Source organism: Candidatus Poriferisodalis sp., from assembly GCF_965219595.1.
GTDB lineage: Bacteria > Actinomycetota > Acidimicrobiia > Acidimicrobiales > Poriferisodalaceae > Poriferisodalis.
In genome coordinates this window covers 2,970,133-2,986,236 of the sequence record NZ_OZ244781.1, presented here as the reverse complement: position 1 = coordinate 2,986,236, position 16,104 = coordinate 2,970,133, and the positions used below count along the sequence as shown (strand labels likewise).

The 16,104-nt window shown below is 66.9% G+C and carries 9 protein-coding genes; 3 read left to right on the top strand and 6 right to left on the bottom strand.

Translation table 11 applies throughout. The features are described from left to right. Window positions 1-2: 2 nt before the first annotated feature. Window positions 3-1,715, bottom strand: a complete 1,713-nt coding sequence (locus ACOQPE_RS13205; RefSeq protein WP_420609354.1) for a proline--tRNA ligase — start codon at window positions 1,713-1,715, stop codon at window positions 3-5. Between the two features lie 247 nt (window positions 1,716-1,962). Here ACOQPE_RS13205 and ACOQPE_RS13200 point away from each other — a divergent pair, with 247 nt between their 5' ends. Both ACOQPE_RS13200 and ACOQPE_RS13195 read left to right on the top strand, forming a co-directional pair. Next, window positions 1,963-5,541, top strand: coding sequence for a DEAD/DEAH box helicase (locus tag ACOQPE_RS13200; protein WP_420609353.1), 3,579 nt, complete (start codon window positions 1,963-1,965; stop codon window positions 5,539-5,541). Beyond that, window positions 5,538-5,960 carry a hypothetical protein gene (locus ACOQPE_RS13195; RefSeq protein ID WP_420609352.1) on the top strand — a complete coding sequence of 141 codons (423 nt, stop codon included), beginning with the start codon at window positions 5,538-5,540 and terminating at the stop codon, window positions 5,958-5,960. Before ACOQPE_RS13200 ends, ACOQPE_RS13195 begins: the two co-directional genes overlap by 4 nt. Before the next feature lie 55 nt (window positions 5,961-6,015). Here the strand turns inward: ACOQPE_RS13195 and ACOQPE_RS13190 are convergent, their stop codons facing one another. The 3 genes from ACOQPE_RS13190 to ACOQPE_RS13180 all read right to left on the bottom strand — a co-directional run bounded on the left by ACOQPE_RS13190 (window position 6,016) and on the right by ACOQPE_RS13180 (window position 10,208). Then, window positions 6,016-7,629 carry a flavin-containing monooxygenase gene (locus ACOQPE_RS13190; RefSeq protein WP_420609351.1) on the bottom strand — a complete coding sequence of 538 codons (1,614 nt, stop codon included), beginning with the start codon at window positions 7,627-7,629 and terminating at the stop codon, window positions 6,016-6,018. A gap of 3 nt (window positions 7,630-7,632) precedes the next feature. Beyond that, window positions 7,633-8,346: a DsbA family protein gene (locus tag ACOQPE_RS13185; RefSeq protein WP_419853460.1), complete on the bottom strand. Its 714-nt coding sequence runs from the start codon at window positions 8,344-8,346 to the stop codon at window positions 7,633-7,635. A 125-nt stretch (window positions 8,347-8,471) separates the two neighbouring features. Further along, on the bottom strand, window positions 8,472-10,208 hold the full coding sequence (locus ACOQPE_RS13180; protein ID WP_420609350.1) for an N-acyl-D-amino-acid deacylase family protein: 1,737 nt from the start codon (window positions 10,206-10,208) through the stop codon (window positions 8,472-8,474). A 226-nt stretch (window positions 10,209-10,434) separates the two neighbouring features. On the opposite strand from ACOQPE_RS13180, the gene ACOQPE_RS13175 reads away from it, so the two are divergent. Further along, window positions 10,435-11,238, top strand: a complete 804-nt coding sequence (locus ACOQPE_RS13175) for a hypothetical protein (RefSeq protein WP_420609349.1) — start codon at window positions 10,435-10,437, stop codon at window positions 11,236-11,238. A 282-nt stretch (window positions 11,239-11,520) separates the two neighbouring features. On the opposite strand, the gene ACOQPE_RS13170 is transcribed toward ACOQPE_RS13175, so the two are convergent. Both ACOQPE_RS13170 and ACOQPE_RS13165 read right to left on the bottom strand, forming a co-directional pair. Then, window positions 11,521-13,608 carry a DNA gyrase/topoisomerase IV subunit B gene (locus ACOQPE_RS13170; protein ID WP_420609348.1) on the bottom strand — a complete coding sequence of 696 codons (2,088 nt, stop codon included), beginning with the start codon at window positions 13,606-13,608 and terminating at the stop codon, window positions 11,521-11,523. Continuing rightward, window positions 13,605-16,091, bottom strand: coding sequence for a DNA gyrase/topoisomerase IV subunit A (locus ACOQPE_RS13165; protein WP_420609347.1), 2,487 nt, complete (start codon window positions 16,089-16,091; stop codon window positions 13,605-13,607). The genes ACOQPE_RS13170 and ACOQPE_RS13165 overlap by 4 nt, the downstream gene beginning before the upstream one ends. Window positions 16,092-16,104: the final 13 nt, after the last annotated feature.

The window sequence follows — 16,104 nt, the reverse complement described above, 5'->3', positions numbered from 1 at the left end:
TTTCAGCGGCGATGCGCGTCGATCTCTCCGGCTGTCACGGCCGCCGCCTCGGCCACTGTGAGCAGGCGTGTCTCGCGGGTTGAGCGTTCGGTCAGCTCCACGTTGCCCTCCGCCAGGCTGCGCGCGCCGACCGTGAGCCGGTAGGGCACGCCGACGAGCTCCGCGTCGGCCAGCTTCACACCCGGCCGCAGCGGTCGGTCGTCATACAGGCAGTCGATCCCGAGCGCCGCCAGTTCGCGTTGGAGCCCCTCGCCGGCTGCCGACTGGGCTTCATCGGCAGGATCCAGCACGGTGATGACTGCCTCGAACGGCGCTACAGCGACAGGCCAGATCAGGCCGCGCTCGTCGTGATGAGTCTCGGCCACCGCGGCCATCGCCCGCCCGATGCCGATGCCGTAGCTGCCCATAATCGGGGTGCGGGCCTCGCCGTTCGTATCGAGCACCGACACGCCCATCGCCTCGCAGTACTTGCGGCCCAGCTTGAAGATGTGGCCCGCTTCGATGCAGCGCACGATCTCCAGCGGCTTGCCGCACACGATGCACGCCTCGCCCGCTGCGACTTCGCGTAGATCAGCCCAGCGAGGATCGATGATGTCACGCGCTACATCCACTTCACGCAGGTGCCAGTCGTCTTCATTGGCCCCGGTGGTCATCGAGGTTCGGCCCCGCAGCGCCTCATCGACATAGATCGGCAGATCTTCGACACCGACCGCTCCCAGGCTTCCGGGACTGGCGCCGAGCTGCGCCACCGTCTCGGATTCGGTGGCAGGACGCACATCGGTCACGCCGCTGCAGTCGGCCAGCTTCTGCAGGTTGAGCTGGTGGTCGCCTCGCAAGACCACCAGCGTGAGCTGATCGTCGAGAACCATGACCATGGTCTTGAGCTGCCGATCGGCGGGCGCGCCGCCCTCGAACGACGCGAGCGCGTCGATGGTGCGGACGCCCGGTGTCGCGAATCGCTCAGGTGCGTCGCCGCAAGGCGGATCAGCGATGGGCGGCACTGCCGCGCGGGCCCGCTCGATGTTCGCCTGATACCCGCAGCCCGTGCACCGGGCCACGTCGTCCTCGCCTGCAGGCGACGCCACCATGAACTCGACGCTGGCGTCGCCGCCCATGGCGCCCGAGGACGCCTGTACGGCCATGGCCTCGAGATCGAGCCGCTTGAAGATCGTCTCGTAGGCCTTGCGGTGCGCCTCGAATGACCTGTCAAGACCTTCTTCGTCCATGTCGAAGCTGTATGAGTCTTTCATCATGAACTCGCGCACACGCAGCAGGCCGCTGCGCGGGCGGGGCTCGTCACGGAACTTGGTCTGGATCTGGTACCAGGTCTGGGGCAGTTCCCGGTACGAGCTCATCTCAGAAGCCAGCACTGCGAAGACCTCTTCGTGCGTCATGCCCAGCACGACGTCTGCATCGTGGCGGTCGCGCAGGCGGAACATCTCCGAGCCCATCACGCTCCATCGGCCGCTGCGTCGCCACAGATCGCCGGGGTGCATCGCTGGCAGCAGGAACTCCTGCGCGCCGATGGCATCCATTTCCGCTCTGACGACATCGGCGACCTTGTTGTGCACGCGCAGTCCGAGCGGCAGCAAGCTGTAGTGCCCCGAGTGCAGCTGGCGGATGAAGCCAGCCCGCACGAGCAGCTGATGACTCGCGGCGGTGGCGTCGCCGGGCGCATCGCGCAGCGTCGGGATGAACGAATCAGACCATCGCATCAGACGCAGGGTAAGCGAGCAACCGCGTTGCGATGCAATGCGTGTCCAGTACCCTCAGTCCGCGTAGCCGGCGACTGCACACCGGCGACCGTGCATCGGTCGTGCGGTCTCGGCAGCGGACCAGGGCCACAGTGCCGACCACGGTGACTGTGTCCGCAGCAGGTCCTGCATCGACGGTTCGGGCCATGCCCCCAGCGCAGTCCGGACAGGCGTTGCAGCCCACCTGCCCGTGCCCCTGCATGACGCGATGAGCGACGAAGACTCACCGACCCATACTCCGAACCGGGGCGCGCCGGCGCTTCAGCAGCTCGCGCCCGCCGATGACACCGGTCGCAACGGCGACATCTCCGATTCCGCCACAGGGCCCAACGGCGCCGGGCGCAATGGCGCGGCGGCCTCTGCTCTCGCAACGATGCGCTGGTCCCAGATAGCGCGTCTTGTCTGGGCCGAGGCGCAAGGCACCGCCGGGACGGACGATCTCGCCGCGCTCGAGACCGACCGGCTGCGCTGGGAACGAGTTCTCCTGGATCTGCTCGACCAGACGGAATCCTCGCTGTCAGGGGCCCGACGGCTGCCCCGGCCGATCCGCCGGCAGGTCGTGCGAGACTTCGAAACCGATTTCTCCGAGCTTGCCGCCGCCTACGAGCGTCTGACGGGCCTCGATGCCACCGAGTCGCCCGATGACGCAGCCTCGGATCCTGGCACCGGCGATGCCGCAGCAGGTCCGCTGCCCGAACCGGCCGCACTGCAGCTGTCGTGGCAGCCCGGCCGGATCGTTGCGTGGGCTGCAGGCGCCGGCACCGAGCCCGACCCCACAGATCGGATCATGGATCGCCTGGTGGCCACCGGAGCCCCAGACAGTGTCTGGCGCCCCCATCCGAACATCAAGCTGCCGGGCGGGATGAGCGCCGAGGCACTGGTGGCTGACGTCGGCGACGTCCTGGGCTGGTTGGTCGGTCTCCATGGTCCGGCGGCCGGCAGCTCGGCCGGCTCGTCGTCGATATCCGGAAGCTCTCCCGGCGTCGCAGCCGACAGCGATCCAGCCAGCGACGACGAGTCCCTGCACGGCAACGAGCAGCTCGACACTGCCGAGAGCAGCCCGAACGGCGACCTCTTGCTGGGTGCCAGCGCACTCTGGCTGCGAACCGCGGCCAGGACGGCGGTGGAACTGGTGGCAGGTGGGCGAACAGTGCCGCGGCTCCACCGAGTCCGCAAGCGTCGTAACCGCAAGCGGCCTGACACGGCGGAATTCTCGGTGCAGTGGCAGCCCGCCTCGCCGCCAGCAGATCAGCTGACGGCGCTCATCGACTGCCTGCCAGGTGCAGTGGCCGCACCCGAACCCAAGTCAGAGGCGCGGACCACGGTGCAATCGGCCCTGTCCGGCATGGTCGACGCCATCGTGACGAGTGCCGCGAAACGGCTCGATGTTCCTGCCGCATCGCCCGAGCCTCGGAGTCGGGCGGAGATGGCCGAGGCTTTCCTGGCATACCTCGACGGCACGCGCTTTGTCGGCTCGGCGACTCAGGGCTCCGATCTGGCCCGCCGCGTCGAGCTGTGGGCCAGGCCGGTGACTGCCGCCGCCCGGCAGTCGCTGGTCGTTCGGCTGGACGAGCCCGACGACGCCGGGGCGTGGCACATGGAGGTGCTCGCCACCAGCCCCGAAGGCGCGACCGAGCCCGTCGAGGTCGCGATGGTGAGCGGCGTCAGCTCGCATCGGACCGAAGTGCGCGATCAGCTCACCCGCCTCGAACGTCTGCTGCCGGTGCTGATGCGTCCCGGGGGCAAGCGGCGCGGCGAAGTGATTCTCAGCCAGGACGAGGCATGGGAGCTGATGTCGGTGACGGGGCCGGCACTGCAGTCCGCGGGCTTCAAGGTTGAGGTCCCGAACCTCTCCCGCGAGCGTCCGGCTCCCTCGCTCCGACTCACCGCCACCGAGGACGCCGACAGCGCCCTGGGAGCACAGCAGCTCACCGCCGTGAGCTGGACAGCGGTCTTCGGAGACGTGGAGCTCACCGCAGATCAGATTCACGAACTGGCCTCCCAAGCACGGCCGCTTGTACGCGACCGGGGTCAGTGGATCGCGCTGGATCACGCCGACCTCGCCGAGGCGGCCGCCGCGCTCGCCGAGCGCGCAGATGTCACTGCCCTCACCGGATCGCAGATGCTGCGCCAGGTACTGGGCCTCGAAGGCCCGTCGGTGCGCGGCGGCATCACCATCTCCGGCAGCGGCTGGGCGGCCGATCTGCTGCGCTCGGCGTCGGAGATCTCGTCCGCGCCCCGGCCCAGCCCCGAGGGTTTCGTGGGCGAGCTGCGCAACTACCAGGCCGAAGCGGTTGCCTGGCTGGAATTCCTCGACGGAGCCGGCCTCGGCGGCTGCCTCGCCTTGGACATGGGTCTGGGGAAAACCCCCACAGTGCTCGCTCGCATTGCTGCAGACCAGCGACCGGGTCCGGCTCTGGTCATCGCACCACCGGCGGTTGTCAGCAACTGGGCGGCCGAAGCGGCGCGCTTCACACCGGGGCTGTCGACGATCATTCATCACGGCCCCGCCCGGCGTGAGCCCGCCGAGCTGGTCGAGGCGCTGCGCGATGGCGTTGGCTCAGTCGAGAACGGGCAGATCGATGTGGTGATCACCACCTATGGCACTGCAGTGCGCGACATCGACGCTCTCGAGGAGGTGGCCTGGGACCGGATCGTGGTTGATGAGGCGCAGGTCATCAAGAACCACACCAGCGAGACCGCCAAGCAGCTGCGCCGGCTGTCAGCCCGGATTCGCATTGCCTTGACCGGAACCCCGATCGAGAACGGCCTCGGCGACCTCTGGGCGATCATGGACTTCTGCAATCCAGGCCTGGTGGGTTCCAGGACACCGTTCATCGCACAGTTGCAGCGTCCCGGCGACGCACGCGGCGCCGCCGAGTCGGCCCTGCATGCGCTCAATGGGGTGCTGGTGTTCCGTCGCACCAAGGCAGAGCCGCAGATCGCGGCCGAGCTGCCCGATCGCATCGACGAGCTCGCGCATTGCGCGATGACGCCAGAGCAGATCGGCCTCTACCAGGCGGTGCTCGACCAGCTGATCGTCGACACGGCCGAGAGCGAGCAAGCGGGGGAGCGGCGCAAGGGAGCAGTGCTGGCCGCCATTACGGCCCTCAAGCAGATCTGCAACCATCCGCTCAACTACCGGCCCGACGACATCGACGAGGAGATCGACGGGCGCAGTGGCAAGCTCGATCGGCTGCACGAGATTCTCGAGGCGGTCTTCGCAGCGGGGGAGCGGGCACTGGTGTTCACTCACTTCGCCACCTGGGGCGAGCGGCTGGCCGCTCATCTGACGCGACGGACTGGATTGCAGATCGACTGCTACCACGGCGGGCTCGGTCGCTCTGCCCGCGATCGCATGGTGCGACGCTTCCAGTCCGAGGACGGGCCTGGGGCGATGGTGCTGTCGCTCAAGGCAGGTGGCACCGGCTTGAACCTGACCGCGGCGAGTCATGTGGTGCTCTACGACCGCTGGTGGAATCCCGCTGTCGAGGATCAGGCTCGCGACCGGGCATGGCGCATCGGTCAGACGCGCACGGTCATCTGCCACCGCCTGGTCTGTCCGGGCACGGTGGACGAACGGGTGGAGGAGGTCGTGGCCGGCAAGCGGCGCATCGCCGACATGGTGCTGCCGAAGTCCAGCTCCATCGGCGATCTCGACGCCGAGCAGCTCCGGCACGCCTTGGGCATCGATCCTGATGCCCTCCTCGCCGACGATTCCAACGGGATCGACACCAGCACGCCCCCGGTGGCAGACCTGGTGCCTGCAGGCGTAGGTGCGTCATGAGCAATCGTCGTCGACGCAAGACGTCGCGTACCCGCCGCATCGACGGGGCTGAGGTCCAGCAACGGCAGGCCGCTGAGGCGAGTGCAGCGTTCTGGCATGGAGCTGCGGGCGCGACGACGCCGCCAGAACAACCTGATGCCGCGGCCAATGGAACAGCAGACGGATCGGCCAACGCTGACGCTGGAGACGCTGGGCCCGATCAGCCCCCCGACATTCTCACCGAGACGCGCCGTATCTCGGTCACGACGGATCCGACGTCGACCGTGCGCTCGCTCGGCAAACCGCCTCTGGCGGGACGCGAGGCGGCCGCGGAGCACTACTTCGAAGCCGTCTACCAGCGTGCCGTCGCGATGGCCGGGGCACTGGCGGCAGCCGGGGACCTGCTCGCTTCGGACGACGAGGAGTTCACAGCGTCCTGAGCGCTGTTGAGACAGCCGGTCCGCTGCACCTCGACGTGCACGGACCCGGTCGACGTCACCCGAGCTGGATGCCCTCGTAGCCGTCAGCGGCGATCGCGTCGACCTTGGCCCGATAGCGGGGCGCTCCGCCGAAATAGGCCTGATAGCGGACGCTGCCTTCCTGATGGCCGGCAACGTTGGAGTTGTAGCCGGTGAACCAGCCCTTGCTTCGACGGAACAGCATCCGTTCATGGGCACGGATTACCTCGTTCACCCATTCCTGCTCGGCCCCGAGCTCGGCCTCGACCCTGCTGTGGCCGTTCTCGAATGCATAGGCCACCAAGTCGGTGACCCAGTCCACACCGGTCTCGATCGCCCGGGGGAAGTTTGTCGACCCTGACACGCTCTGAGGTCCGGCCACCATGAACAGGTTGGGGAACCCGTGCGACAGCACGCCCAAGTACGTGCTCGGTCCGTCCCGCCAGCGCTCGGCCAGCGAGGTGCCGTCGACGCCGAGAATCTCCACGCGGTCATACGCTCCGGTGATGGCATCGAACCCGGTGGCATAGACGATCAGATCGAGGTCGTAGTGGGCGCCGCTGGTCTGAATGCCGGTGCGCGTGAAGTGCTCGATCGGTGTCTCCCGCAGGTCGACCAACTCCACGTTGGGTCGGTTGTAGGCCTCGAAATAGTGGGTTTCCAGCGGCAGGCGCTGGAGCCCGAAGCCGTGGTCTGTCGGGATCAGCTTCTCGGCCACGGCGGGGTCGTCGACCCGGCCGCGAATGCGGTCTGCGATGTAGTCGGACAATTCTCGGTTGGCCGTCTCGTCGAAGAAGATCTCCGCGAAATTCGCGGCCAGGATGGCAAAGCCGGACTGCGAATAGAGCTCATCCCAGAAGGCGCGGCGCTCGGTCGCCGTCTTGTCCCAGAACCCCCACTGTGGCACGTGCTCGAAGCCGCCAGGCGAGGCAGCGCAGTTGGCGAAGATCTCGTCGTAGCGCCCCCGGATCTCGTCCATCTCGGCGTCGGAGATGGGGGAGTTGTTGAGCGGAGTGCTCCAGTTGGGCCGACGCTGGAACACCTTGAGCTCCGCAGCCTTGTCGGCGATCTCAGCGATCACCTGGATGCCCGTCGCCCCGGTGCCGATGACGCCGACCCGTCGCCCCTCCAGCGCAACCGGCTCGGCAGGCCAGAAGAAGGTGTGAAATGCCTCGCCCTCGAATGCGTCCATGCCGTCATAGCTCGGCAATGTCGGTGCCGACAGGGGGCCGAGGCTGGTGATGACAAAGCGCGCCGTATGCGAACTGCCGTCGCTGAGCCGCAGATGCCAGTGCCGTGCACTGTCGTCCCACGCCATCCGCTCGACCCTGGAACCGAAGCGCATATGGCGGCGAAGGTCGAACTTGTCGACCACGAAGTTCAGGTAGCGCAGATTCTCCGGCTGAGACGAGAAGCGCTCCTTCCAGTGCCACTCGTCGAGCACCTCCTTCGAGAAGGAGTACCCGTACGTGTAACTCTCCGAGTCGAACCGGCAACCCGGGTAGCGATTGCGGTACCACGTGCCCCCGAGATCATCTTCGCCCTCGAGGACGACAGCATCGATGCCGAGGTCGACGAGCCGCTTGATCTGGTAGATGCCCGACACCCCGGCGCCCAGCACCACGACATCGCTGTGCCGTGCACGGTCCATTGATCAGTCCGCCGCCGCAGGCTCGAAGCCGACTTCCTTGCCGCGGTTGATGCTCACCCAGTCGCGTGCCTCGAGGTACGGCCTGAAGGTGTCGAAGATCTTCTTCTCGTCGCGCGGCATGTGCTGGATCTCGTACAGGTGCGGGAACTCCAGCCAGCCCAGAACCAGGTCCCACATGCGCAGCGCTGCGTCGCCGGTGGGCGGGTCGAGCAGCACCGGTCCGAAGATCGCCGTGTCGCCGAAGTACAGCGTGGGCACGCCGAAGCCGCCCGAGTCGATGACCCGCTGGTGCTCAGCCTTGATCTCGTCATGGGTGCTCTGGTCGTCGATGGAGAGCTCGACAATGCCGGGATCGGCCCCGATCTGTTCGAGCAGATGACGGGCCACGTCGGGATTGTGGGGACGGTTGCCGTCGACATGGAGCGCCTCGCCCGACACCGCATACCACTGGTCGAGCAGATCCATCGACTCTCGCCGCAGGATCGCCCCGATGCGCATCATCGACCAGCCGTAACTCCAGTCGCGCTCCCAGGGATGCTTCTTGCCCTCGCGCAGGTTCACCTCTTCGAGGCTGAAGAACTTCCAGTTCACGGTCAGCCCCAACTGGTCGCGCACGTCGCGCATCCAGATGGAGGTCTGGTATGCCCAGGGGCACATCACGTCGAAGTGGAAGTCGACCTCGGTGGGGCCGTCGTAGGTCTCAGGAGTGATGGTCATGTGTCGCAGTCCTTTCTGCAGATGCCCGTCGCGTCGCCATTGCTTCCCGCTCTTGTTCCCCATGCTCATGTGATTGGGCTCACGGGCCGCTCGGGCCACGGCTTCGCCCTTCGGCTCAGCCTCTGTCAGCCGCGGCCGTGGCGCAGCAGCCGGCCGGGGGTTGCGCCGGTGCATTCGCCGGACTCGAAGGTGACCTCGCCGTTGACGATGATCTGGTCGTAGCCCTTGGCCCGCTGGACCCGGCGCCACTCGCCGCCCGGAAGGTCGTGCTCGACGTTGCCGATCCACGGCGGATCGATTTCGAGCTCCTCCATGTCGTAGACCACCACGTCAGCGGCGGCGCCTTCACGCAGCGTGCCACGGTCTTTGAAGCCCGCAGCGTGGGCCGCTAGTGCCGAGAGCCGGTAGTGCGCTTCCTCCAGAGTCACGGTGCCTTCGTCGCGCACCAGCCACGTCAGGAAGTCGGTGGTGTAGGAGCCGCCGCTGAAGAACTTGGTGTGCGCGCCGCCGTCAGAGACGCCGGGGATGGCGTACGGCGACTGCATCATCTCGCCCATGAACTCGGCGTTCGAGCCCTTGTCGGGGCCCAGGAACTCCACGTTCAGATCGCCCTGCAGGGACAGATCCAGCATGACCTCCACGGGGTGCTTGCCTTGTTCTTCGGCCAGATCGCCGACGGAGCGGCCGACGTACTGCTGCATGTCGGCTTGGCGGTTGACTCCCTGCACGATCAGGCCCTTGGGGTTGCCGCCCACGCCTGCCTGAATGACCTGCAGCCGGCGGTCGGCTTCCTCGGCCTCGTCCACCAGCGCCTTGCGCAGCTCCGGATCGGCCATCTTTTCGATCTTCTCCTCCTTGGAGCCCGTGGTGACCGCACGCCAGGCGGGGGAGGCGTCGTAGAGGTTCCAGTGCTCAAGCGTGAAGGCGAAACCTGCGCGCCCGGTGCCGCACTGTGCGTAGATCGGCAGGTCCTGGTTCCAGCACTTGTCGATCCAGCGCAAGGGCCGGCGATGCACCTCGGGATCCTTGCGGGCGGGCGCTACCACGTTGTGCAGGATCGGCCGTTGGGCGGCGCCAGCCAGCACTTCGAGGAACTTGATGTCGGCCCGGATGTCGCCGGTGCCCTGGGTGATCTGGATGAAGCCCTCGTCCCGCTCGGCCAGCACGCGCGCCAAGTTCAGGATGTCCTCGTCGCACATGATGTCGGTGACCATGGGGGAGCCGTCGAAGTCGGCCTGCACGCTGTCAGGGCCGAGGCGCTGGATGGAGAAGCCGCAGAGCCCCGCATCCATGCCCTCGTGCAGGAGGCGAGCCATCTCCTTGCGCTCGGCTTCCGACGCCGGCTCGCCCGCCTTGGCCTTCTCGAGGCCCATGACGTAGGTCATCAGCGACGCCGTGGGCATGTACTGGATGACGTTGACCCCCTTGGGGGCACGGTCCAACGAATCGAGATACTCGGGGATGGTCTCCCAGTCCCAGTCCATGCCCAGCCGCATCGACTCATAGGGGATCGCCTCAGTACGGGTCATGGTGAGCATGGAGCGATCGCGGAACTCGGGCTTGACGGGGGCGAAGCCGAAGCCACAATTCCCGAGCACCACCGAGGTCACGCCGTGGTAGCCCGAGATGGTGCACCACGGATCCCAGCGAATCTGGGCGTCGTAATGGGTATGCAGGTCGACAAAGCCGGGCGCCACGATCTTGCCGGTGGCGTCGATCTCGCGTTCGGCCGTGCCCTGCGGGCGGCCGCCGAGCTGGGCGACCTTGCCGTCGCGGATCCAGACGTCGCCCTTGTAGCGAGGCACCCGTGTGCCGTCGACGACCGTGCCGCCCTTGATGTGAATGTCGAACTCAGCGCTCATGGCATGCCCCCGTACTGCTCGGCGTGATCTGATCGCAGCGGTTGCAAGCAAGCCAGGCGACTGTGCAACCGTCTCATCACGCTACCTGTCCAGCTCCAGGCCTGCCGGGACGCTGATGCCTCTCGGTGGGCGTCGAACCATAGGCTCCCGCCTCGTTTGCCGACCCCCCGAGGCAATGCCCCTTCTCTCACGACATCTCAAGCGCATTGCCGCGGCCATGGTCTGTGTGTCGGCCGTCGCCATCGGTGCATTGATCTTGGCTGCCGCCAGCTCACCGGAGATGGGCACCACGTCGCCCCCGGCGAGCCCATCCGCGGAACGCTCGACGCTGTCATCAGCAGATTCGGTCTCGACGGCCCTACGCAGCCCGCTGACAGCACCGCCGGTCATCATCGAAGCCAGTTCCGAGCCGGCGTCGCCACGCAGGGAGGGAGTGGAAGACAACGCGGTCGTCGAGCATCCGAATCTGCCCGCGTCGCCCATCGCGACCGCATATGAACTCGTCGAACCGAGTCAGCAGTTCCGCCGCACGGTTGCGCCAGGAGTGTCGTTGGCATGTGACCGCTACCGATCTCAGGTTCAAGAAATGGGGGATTGGGACCCCGACGTAGTCCTCGCGTTGATGTGGCGAGAATCGCGCTGCACCGAACGCCTGGTCTCCGTGACCAACGACTGGGGCCTCCTCCAGCTCAACGCAACGTGCTGGGCGGGCAAAGGCATCGATCGACTTCCCGAGGTTGCCCGTCTGCCCGACGACATCAGTGCGCCGGAACTGCGTTGTGACGGCATCACCATGGCTACACCCGCCGCGCAGTGGTGCTTCCATGCCAAGGAGGAAGGGCGACGTACAGGTCGTCGACCGTCTTCTTCATGCGATCCATGGCTGCAACCGGAGATCAACCTGCAGGTTGCGTACGACATGTGGGTTATCCGGGGATGGCAACCCTGGTGCTTTGACGACAGCAGCCGGGCCTCACCAGCCTGCGAAGCCGCCGCAGACTCGCCGGGCCCGTCACAAACCACGGGCTAGCAGCCGCTGCCGCGCAACACGTTCGAGCCAAGCCTTTGCCACAGAGGGTTCGAGACCGAATCCGGCTCAACTTGACATAATGTCTATTATCGGCGTTCCGAAAGCGGTTCGATAATCCTGGAAATGACTCCGGCCTCTGCTGTTACGCTGAGGATTGCAAGTGCGCCGCCCCTTGGTTGAAGGCTTGTGACCGAGTTCGGGGCGGCGCACCGGCGCGTCAAGGTAGCCAACGCTGGCCAAACGCCTGCCCTGATTTTCGGCACACCGCCACGACAGGGCGCTTTAGATGTCGAGGGCGTGGCCGTAGCTGCTGCTGTGGGCGACGATGAAGGTCCTGCGTGGGTCGACCGCCGCGCCCATCATCACTTCGAATGCCTCCTGCGCTGCTCGCGCATCGCCAACGGTGATCTGGCGCAGCACTCGCGTCTCGGGGTTGAGCGTGGTCTCGAACAGCTCGGCGTCGTCCATTTCGCCGAGGCCCTTGAATCGAGTCAGCCGGTAACGCCGCCCCGCTGCATCCAACTCGGCGATCAGCGTGTCCCGTTCTGCCTCGGCGTACACGAACCGCTTCTCCTGACCGATCGTGAAGGCGTGCGTCGGCGGCTGGGCGGCGAACACCCTGCCGGCGTCGAGTAGCGGGCGCATGTAGTGGTACACCAGCGTGAGCACCAGGCAGCGAATATGACTGCCGTCTACGTCGGCGTCGGCCAGCAGCACGACGCGGCTGTAGCGGGTCTGATCCAGGTCGAACGCCGGTCCTGAGCCGCCGCCCACGGCGGTGAACAGCGCTGTCGCCTCCGCGTTGTCGAGCACTGCTTTGGCCGTGCCTTTGCCGGCGTTGACCACCTTGCCACGCAGCGGCAGCACCGCCTGCCAGGCACTGTCACGCGCCCGCTTGGCCGGCCCGGCGGCCGAATCGCCCTCCACGATCAACAATTCGCCCCCGGGATGCAGCCGGCAATCGGCCAGCTTGGCCGGCATGCCCCCCGATCCCAGCGCTGCCGCCTTGCGCCGCTCGTCAAGAGCGCGGCGGGTGGTCACCCGGTTCACCACGGCGTTGGAGATCTTGTCGAGCACCGCCTTCACGTGGGTCCGCTTGCTCGATGCCGACGTGCCCGAGAACCAGTCGCGCAAACCGTCGCGAACGATGTTGTTGACGGTGCGCTGCACCGGGGGCGTCCCGAGCTCGCGCTTGGTCTGACCCCGGAATTGGGGTTCGGGAAACGTCACCCGTACTACAGCTACTAGGCCCTCCTGCGCGTCGTCGCGCTGGGCGCGGGCGTCATCTCGCAGGCGCCGCAGCTTGCGCAGATCGGCGTCAGCCAGCGCCCCGTTCACGGCAGTCGTGAGCGCCCGCTCGAAACCCGCCACATGGGTGCCCCCGTCGGGCGTGGGAATGGTGTTGACGAAGCTCACGATGCGGGCGTCGAACGATGCACACCAGCGCATCGCCACATCCACCTCGCAATGACGGACGACCTCGGTGAGCTGACCGTCCACCGGCACCTGCTCGGTGAAATCTTCGGTGCCGTGCAGCTCGATCAGGCCGCCCACTGGCTCAGCATCGCCTCGCAACTGCTCGACGAAGTCGGCCAAGCCTCCCGACGACATCAGTTCCTCAGACGTGATCGGTTCGCGGCGGCGGTCAGTCAGGGAGATCTTCACCTTGGGCACGAGGAAGCACGTCTGCTTCACGCGCTCACGAACCTCGGCGTAGCTGATCGAGGCATCGGCATCGAACACGTCGGCATCGGGCCAGAAACGCACCCTCGTGCCGGTCCGCTTCGGTGACACCTTCCCCACGATCTTGAGCGCATGACCTCGCCGGAAGCGCCCGGCAGCGTCGGTATTGCCTGCCTCACGGTCCCGAAACTCCAGCCGGTGGGTGCGGCCATTGCGGTCGACCTCGACCTCCATGCGCGATGACAGCGCGTTGACCACCGAAGCGCCCACGCCGTGCAAGCCTCCCGACGCGCCGTACGCGCCGTTGCCGAACTTGCCCCCAGCATGCAGCTCGGTGAACACCACTTCCAGCGCAGTCACGTCGCCTTCCTTGATGTCGACGGGAATGCCGCGACCTTGGTCGGCGACCTCGTAGGAACCGTCGCCGTGGAAGGAGACCTCGATCAGCTTGCCGTGCCCCGCAGCCGCTTCGTCCACGGCGTTGTCAATGATCTCCCACAACAGGTGGGTGAGCCCGCCAGAACCGGTGCCGCCGATGTACATGCCGGGTCGCTTGCGGACCGCTTCGAGGCCTTCCAGCACCTCGATGGCGTCGGCGTCGTATACGCCGGTTCCCGCCGCTGCGGCGGGAACGATCGGTCGGTTGGGACCATCGTCGGCTGTGGGGTCGATAGTGGTCATGCTCATGCGAACCGATCCTGACCGAGAGCAACGATTCTGGGGCCTGTCCGCCGGGCCCGCAGGTTGCGCTTGGTGGGCGCCAGCTCTGGGCGCACCGGCGTGGGGTCGGGCCGCTTCGGATCGCCGTCGTCAGCCACGATGGCGGCGATCTGGCGATTCACGCCGACCCATGCGTAGGCAACGCATGTCTCGAAGCCGCCGAAGCGCACAGTCGGCGAACCTGCGGTGCCTCGGCCCTGAGCGGGCACCTCGGACATGTCGGTCACTTTGAGCGTGCCTTCATCGGTGACCGCAGCCACCAACGAGCCGAACGCGACCTGCGCGGCAGTCAGCACCGTGGCCCCTGCAGCGAGCTTCATGGCGTTCACTCCCCCGGCGTCCGGCCCCTTGGGAGCGAAGGCGTCGGACGCCGTGCGCAGCACATGACCGGTGGAGGACACGACCGCCAGCTCGGATCCGTCAGGTGCCTCAAACGCGGCCACAAGCCGGTCGCGATCGCGCAGCGTCATGGCTGAGGCGCCGTCGCGGCGCGCCAGCAGCTCGGCTGCATCGACGCGCTTGCCGGTACCGCTGCGAGTCACCAGCGCTACGAGGCCCGCACCGATCTCCGCGGCAAGCAGCGCCACAATCCGTTCGCCCCTGGACAGATCGAACATCTCGCTCTGGGGCGCTCCCCTGCTGCCGCGCGCCATCTCGGGAATCACCCGCACATCCACCGTGAGCAGTCGTGCCCGATCGGTGAGCGCAGTCACCGTTTCGAGATCGGACACAGTGACTTCTGCCGCCAGCACATCGTGGCGGCCGGGCTTGGCTGCGAGCGGGTCTTCGGCATGACGGCGCCCGAGCAAACCCGATGTCGACAGCGTCACCGTGCTCACACCGGCGACTGCCACTCCCCCACCAGCAACTCCAGCCAGCGCTCCCCTACCAGCCGAGCCGCCATTGGCTGTCTCGGCCGCCTCGTCGGCCAGCCGTGCTGCTTCGGCGTCGACCTCCGCACGTTCCACCAGCTTGCTGCGGCGGGGCACCCCGAACTGTTCGACCAGTTCGTCGAGTTCGGTGGCGACGATCTGGCGACGGCGTTCGTTGGATTCCAGAATGGCGAGATACGACGCAATGGCCGTACGCAGCTCGGTCAGCTCGTCTCGCAGCTTCTGCGTCTCCAAGGCCGTCAACCGCCGCAACTGCATGTCGAGAATGTGGTTGGCCTGCACCTCGGTCAGGCTCAGCCGCTCGATCAGACCGGCACGGGCAGCTTGCACGTCGGCGGAGCCCCGGATGATGGCGATCACCGTGTCGATGGCGTCGAGCGCGATGAGCAGACCCTCCACGATGTGCTCGCGTTCGCGCGCCCGATCCAGCCGATGCTGTGTTCGGCGCACGATGACGTCGAGCCGGTGGGTGATGTAGTGCTCACACAGCTCCCGGATGCCCAGCGTTTGCGGAACTCCGCCCACCAAGGCCACGTTGTTGATGCCGAACGACTCCTCCAATGGCGTCCGCCGCCACAGCTCGGCCAGCACCTGTTGAGGGTCGGCGTGCGGCTTGCACTCGATGACCAGCCGCAGCCCGCTGGTGCGGCCCGACAGGTCGTTCACATCGCCAACTTGGTCGAGCTGTCCTGCCTTGACGAGTTCCCGGATCTTGGCGAGCACCCGCTCGGGCCCCACCATGTACGGCAGCTCGGTCACCACAATGGCCTGCCTGGTGGCCGTCAACCGTTCGAAATGCACCGTGGCGCGGATTCGCACCGAGCCACGACCGGTCTCATAGGCCTCGGCGAGCTGCTCGTCCCACAGCACCCTGCCGCCCGTGGGGAAGTCGGGCCCTGGCAGCACTTCCATAAGCGTCTGGATGCCCGGGCGGCGCTGGGCGCGGCGCAGCACCAGCTTGATGGCCTCGGCAACCTCACCGAGGTTGTGGGGCGCCATGTTGGTGGCCATGCCCACTGCGATGCCGCTGGCGCCGTTCACCAGCAGGTTCGGCAGCAGCGCCGGCAGGCAGGTGGGCTCGGTCCGTTCGCCGTCGAAGTTCGGAGCGAATTCGACGGTGTTCTCGTCGATGTCGGCCACCATCGTCATCGCAGCGCCTCGCAGCCGAGCTTCGGTGTAGCGGTAGGCGGCCGGCGGATCGTCGAGGCTGCCGAAGTTGCCCTTCGGCTCTACCAGCGGCACCGACATAGCGAAGTTCTGGCCCATGCGGACCATCGCCTCGTAGATCGCGCTGTCACCGTGGGGGTGGTACTTGCCCATCACCTCGCCCACGACCCCAGCCGACTTGCGGAACGGCGAGCCGGGTCGCAGTCCCAGATCGTCCATCACATAGAGGATCCGCCGCTGGACCGGCTTGAGGCCGTCACGAACATCAGGTATCGCCCGCGCCGTCGTGACCGACAGCGCATAGGGCATGAACGAGTCACGCATCTCGTCGGCGACATCGATCTCGTGGATCTCGCGTGCGATCGTCGTCGGTGCGGTCGGTCCGGCCATCGTCGGAGGCCCT

Excerpts from the sequence above, each read along its gene's own strand:
- ACOQPE_RS13200 (WP_420609353.1), top strand. The coding sequence starts at position 1,963 with ATGAGCGACGAAGACTCACCGACCCATACTCCGAACCGGGGCGCGCCG.
- ACOQPE_RS13195 (WP_420609352.1), top strand. The coding sequence starts at position 5,538 with ATGAGCAATCGTCGTCGACGCAAGACGTCGCGTACCCGCCGCATCGAC.
- ACOQPE_RS13190 (WP_420609351.1), bottom strand. The coding sequence starts at position 7,629 with ATGGACCGTGCACGGCACAGCGATGTCGTGGTGCTGGGCGCCGGGGTG.
- ACOQPE_RS13205 (WP_420609354.1), bottom strand. The coding sequence starts at position 1,715 with ATGCGATGGTCTGATTCGTTCATCCCGACGCTGCGCGATGCGCCCGGC.
- ACOQPE_RS13185 (WP_419853460.1), bottom strand. The coding sequence starts at position 8,346 with ATGACCATCACTCCTGAGACCTACGACGGCCCCACCGAGGTCGACTTC.
- ACOQPE_RS13180 (WP_420609350.1), bottom strand. The coding sequence starts at position 10,208 with ATGAGCGCTGAGTTCGACATTCACATCAAGGGCGGCACGGTCGTCGAC.
- ACOQPE_RS13170 (WP_420609348.1), bottom strand. The coding sequence starts at position 13,608 with ATGAGCATGACCACTATCGACCCCACAGCCGACGATGGTCCCAACCGA.
- ACOQPE_RS13165 (WP_420609347.1), bottom strand. The coding sequence starts at position 16,091 with ATGGCCGGACCGACCGCACCGACGACGATCGCACGCGAGATCCACGAG.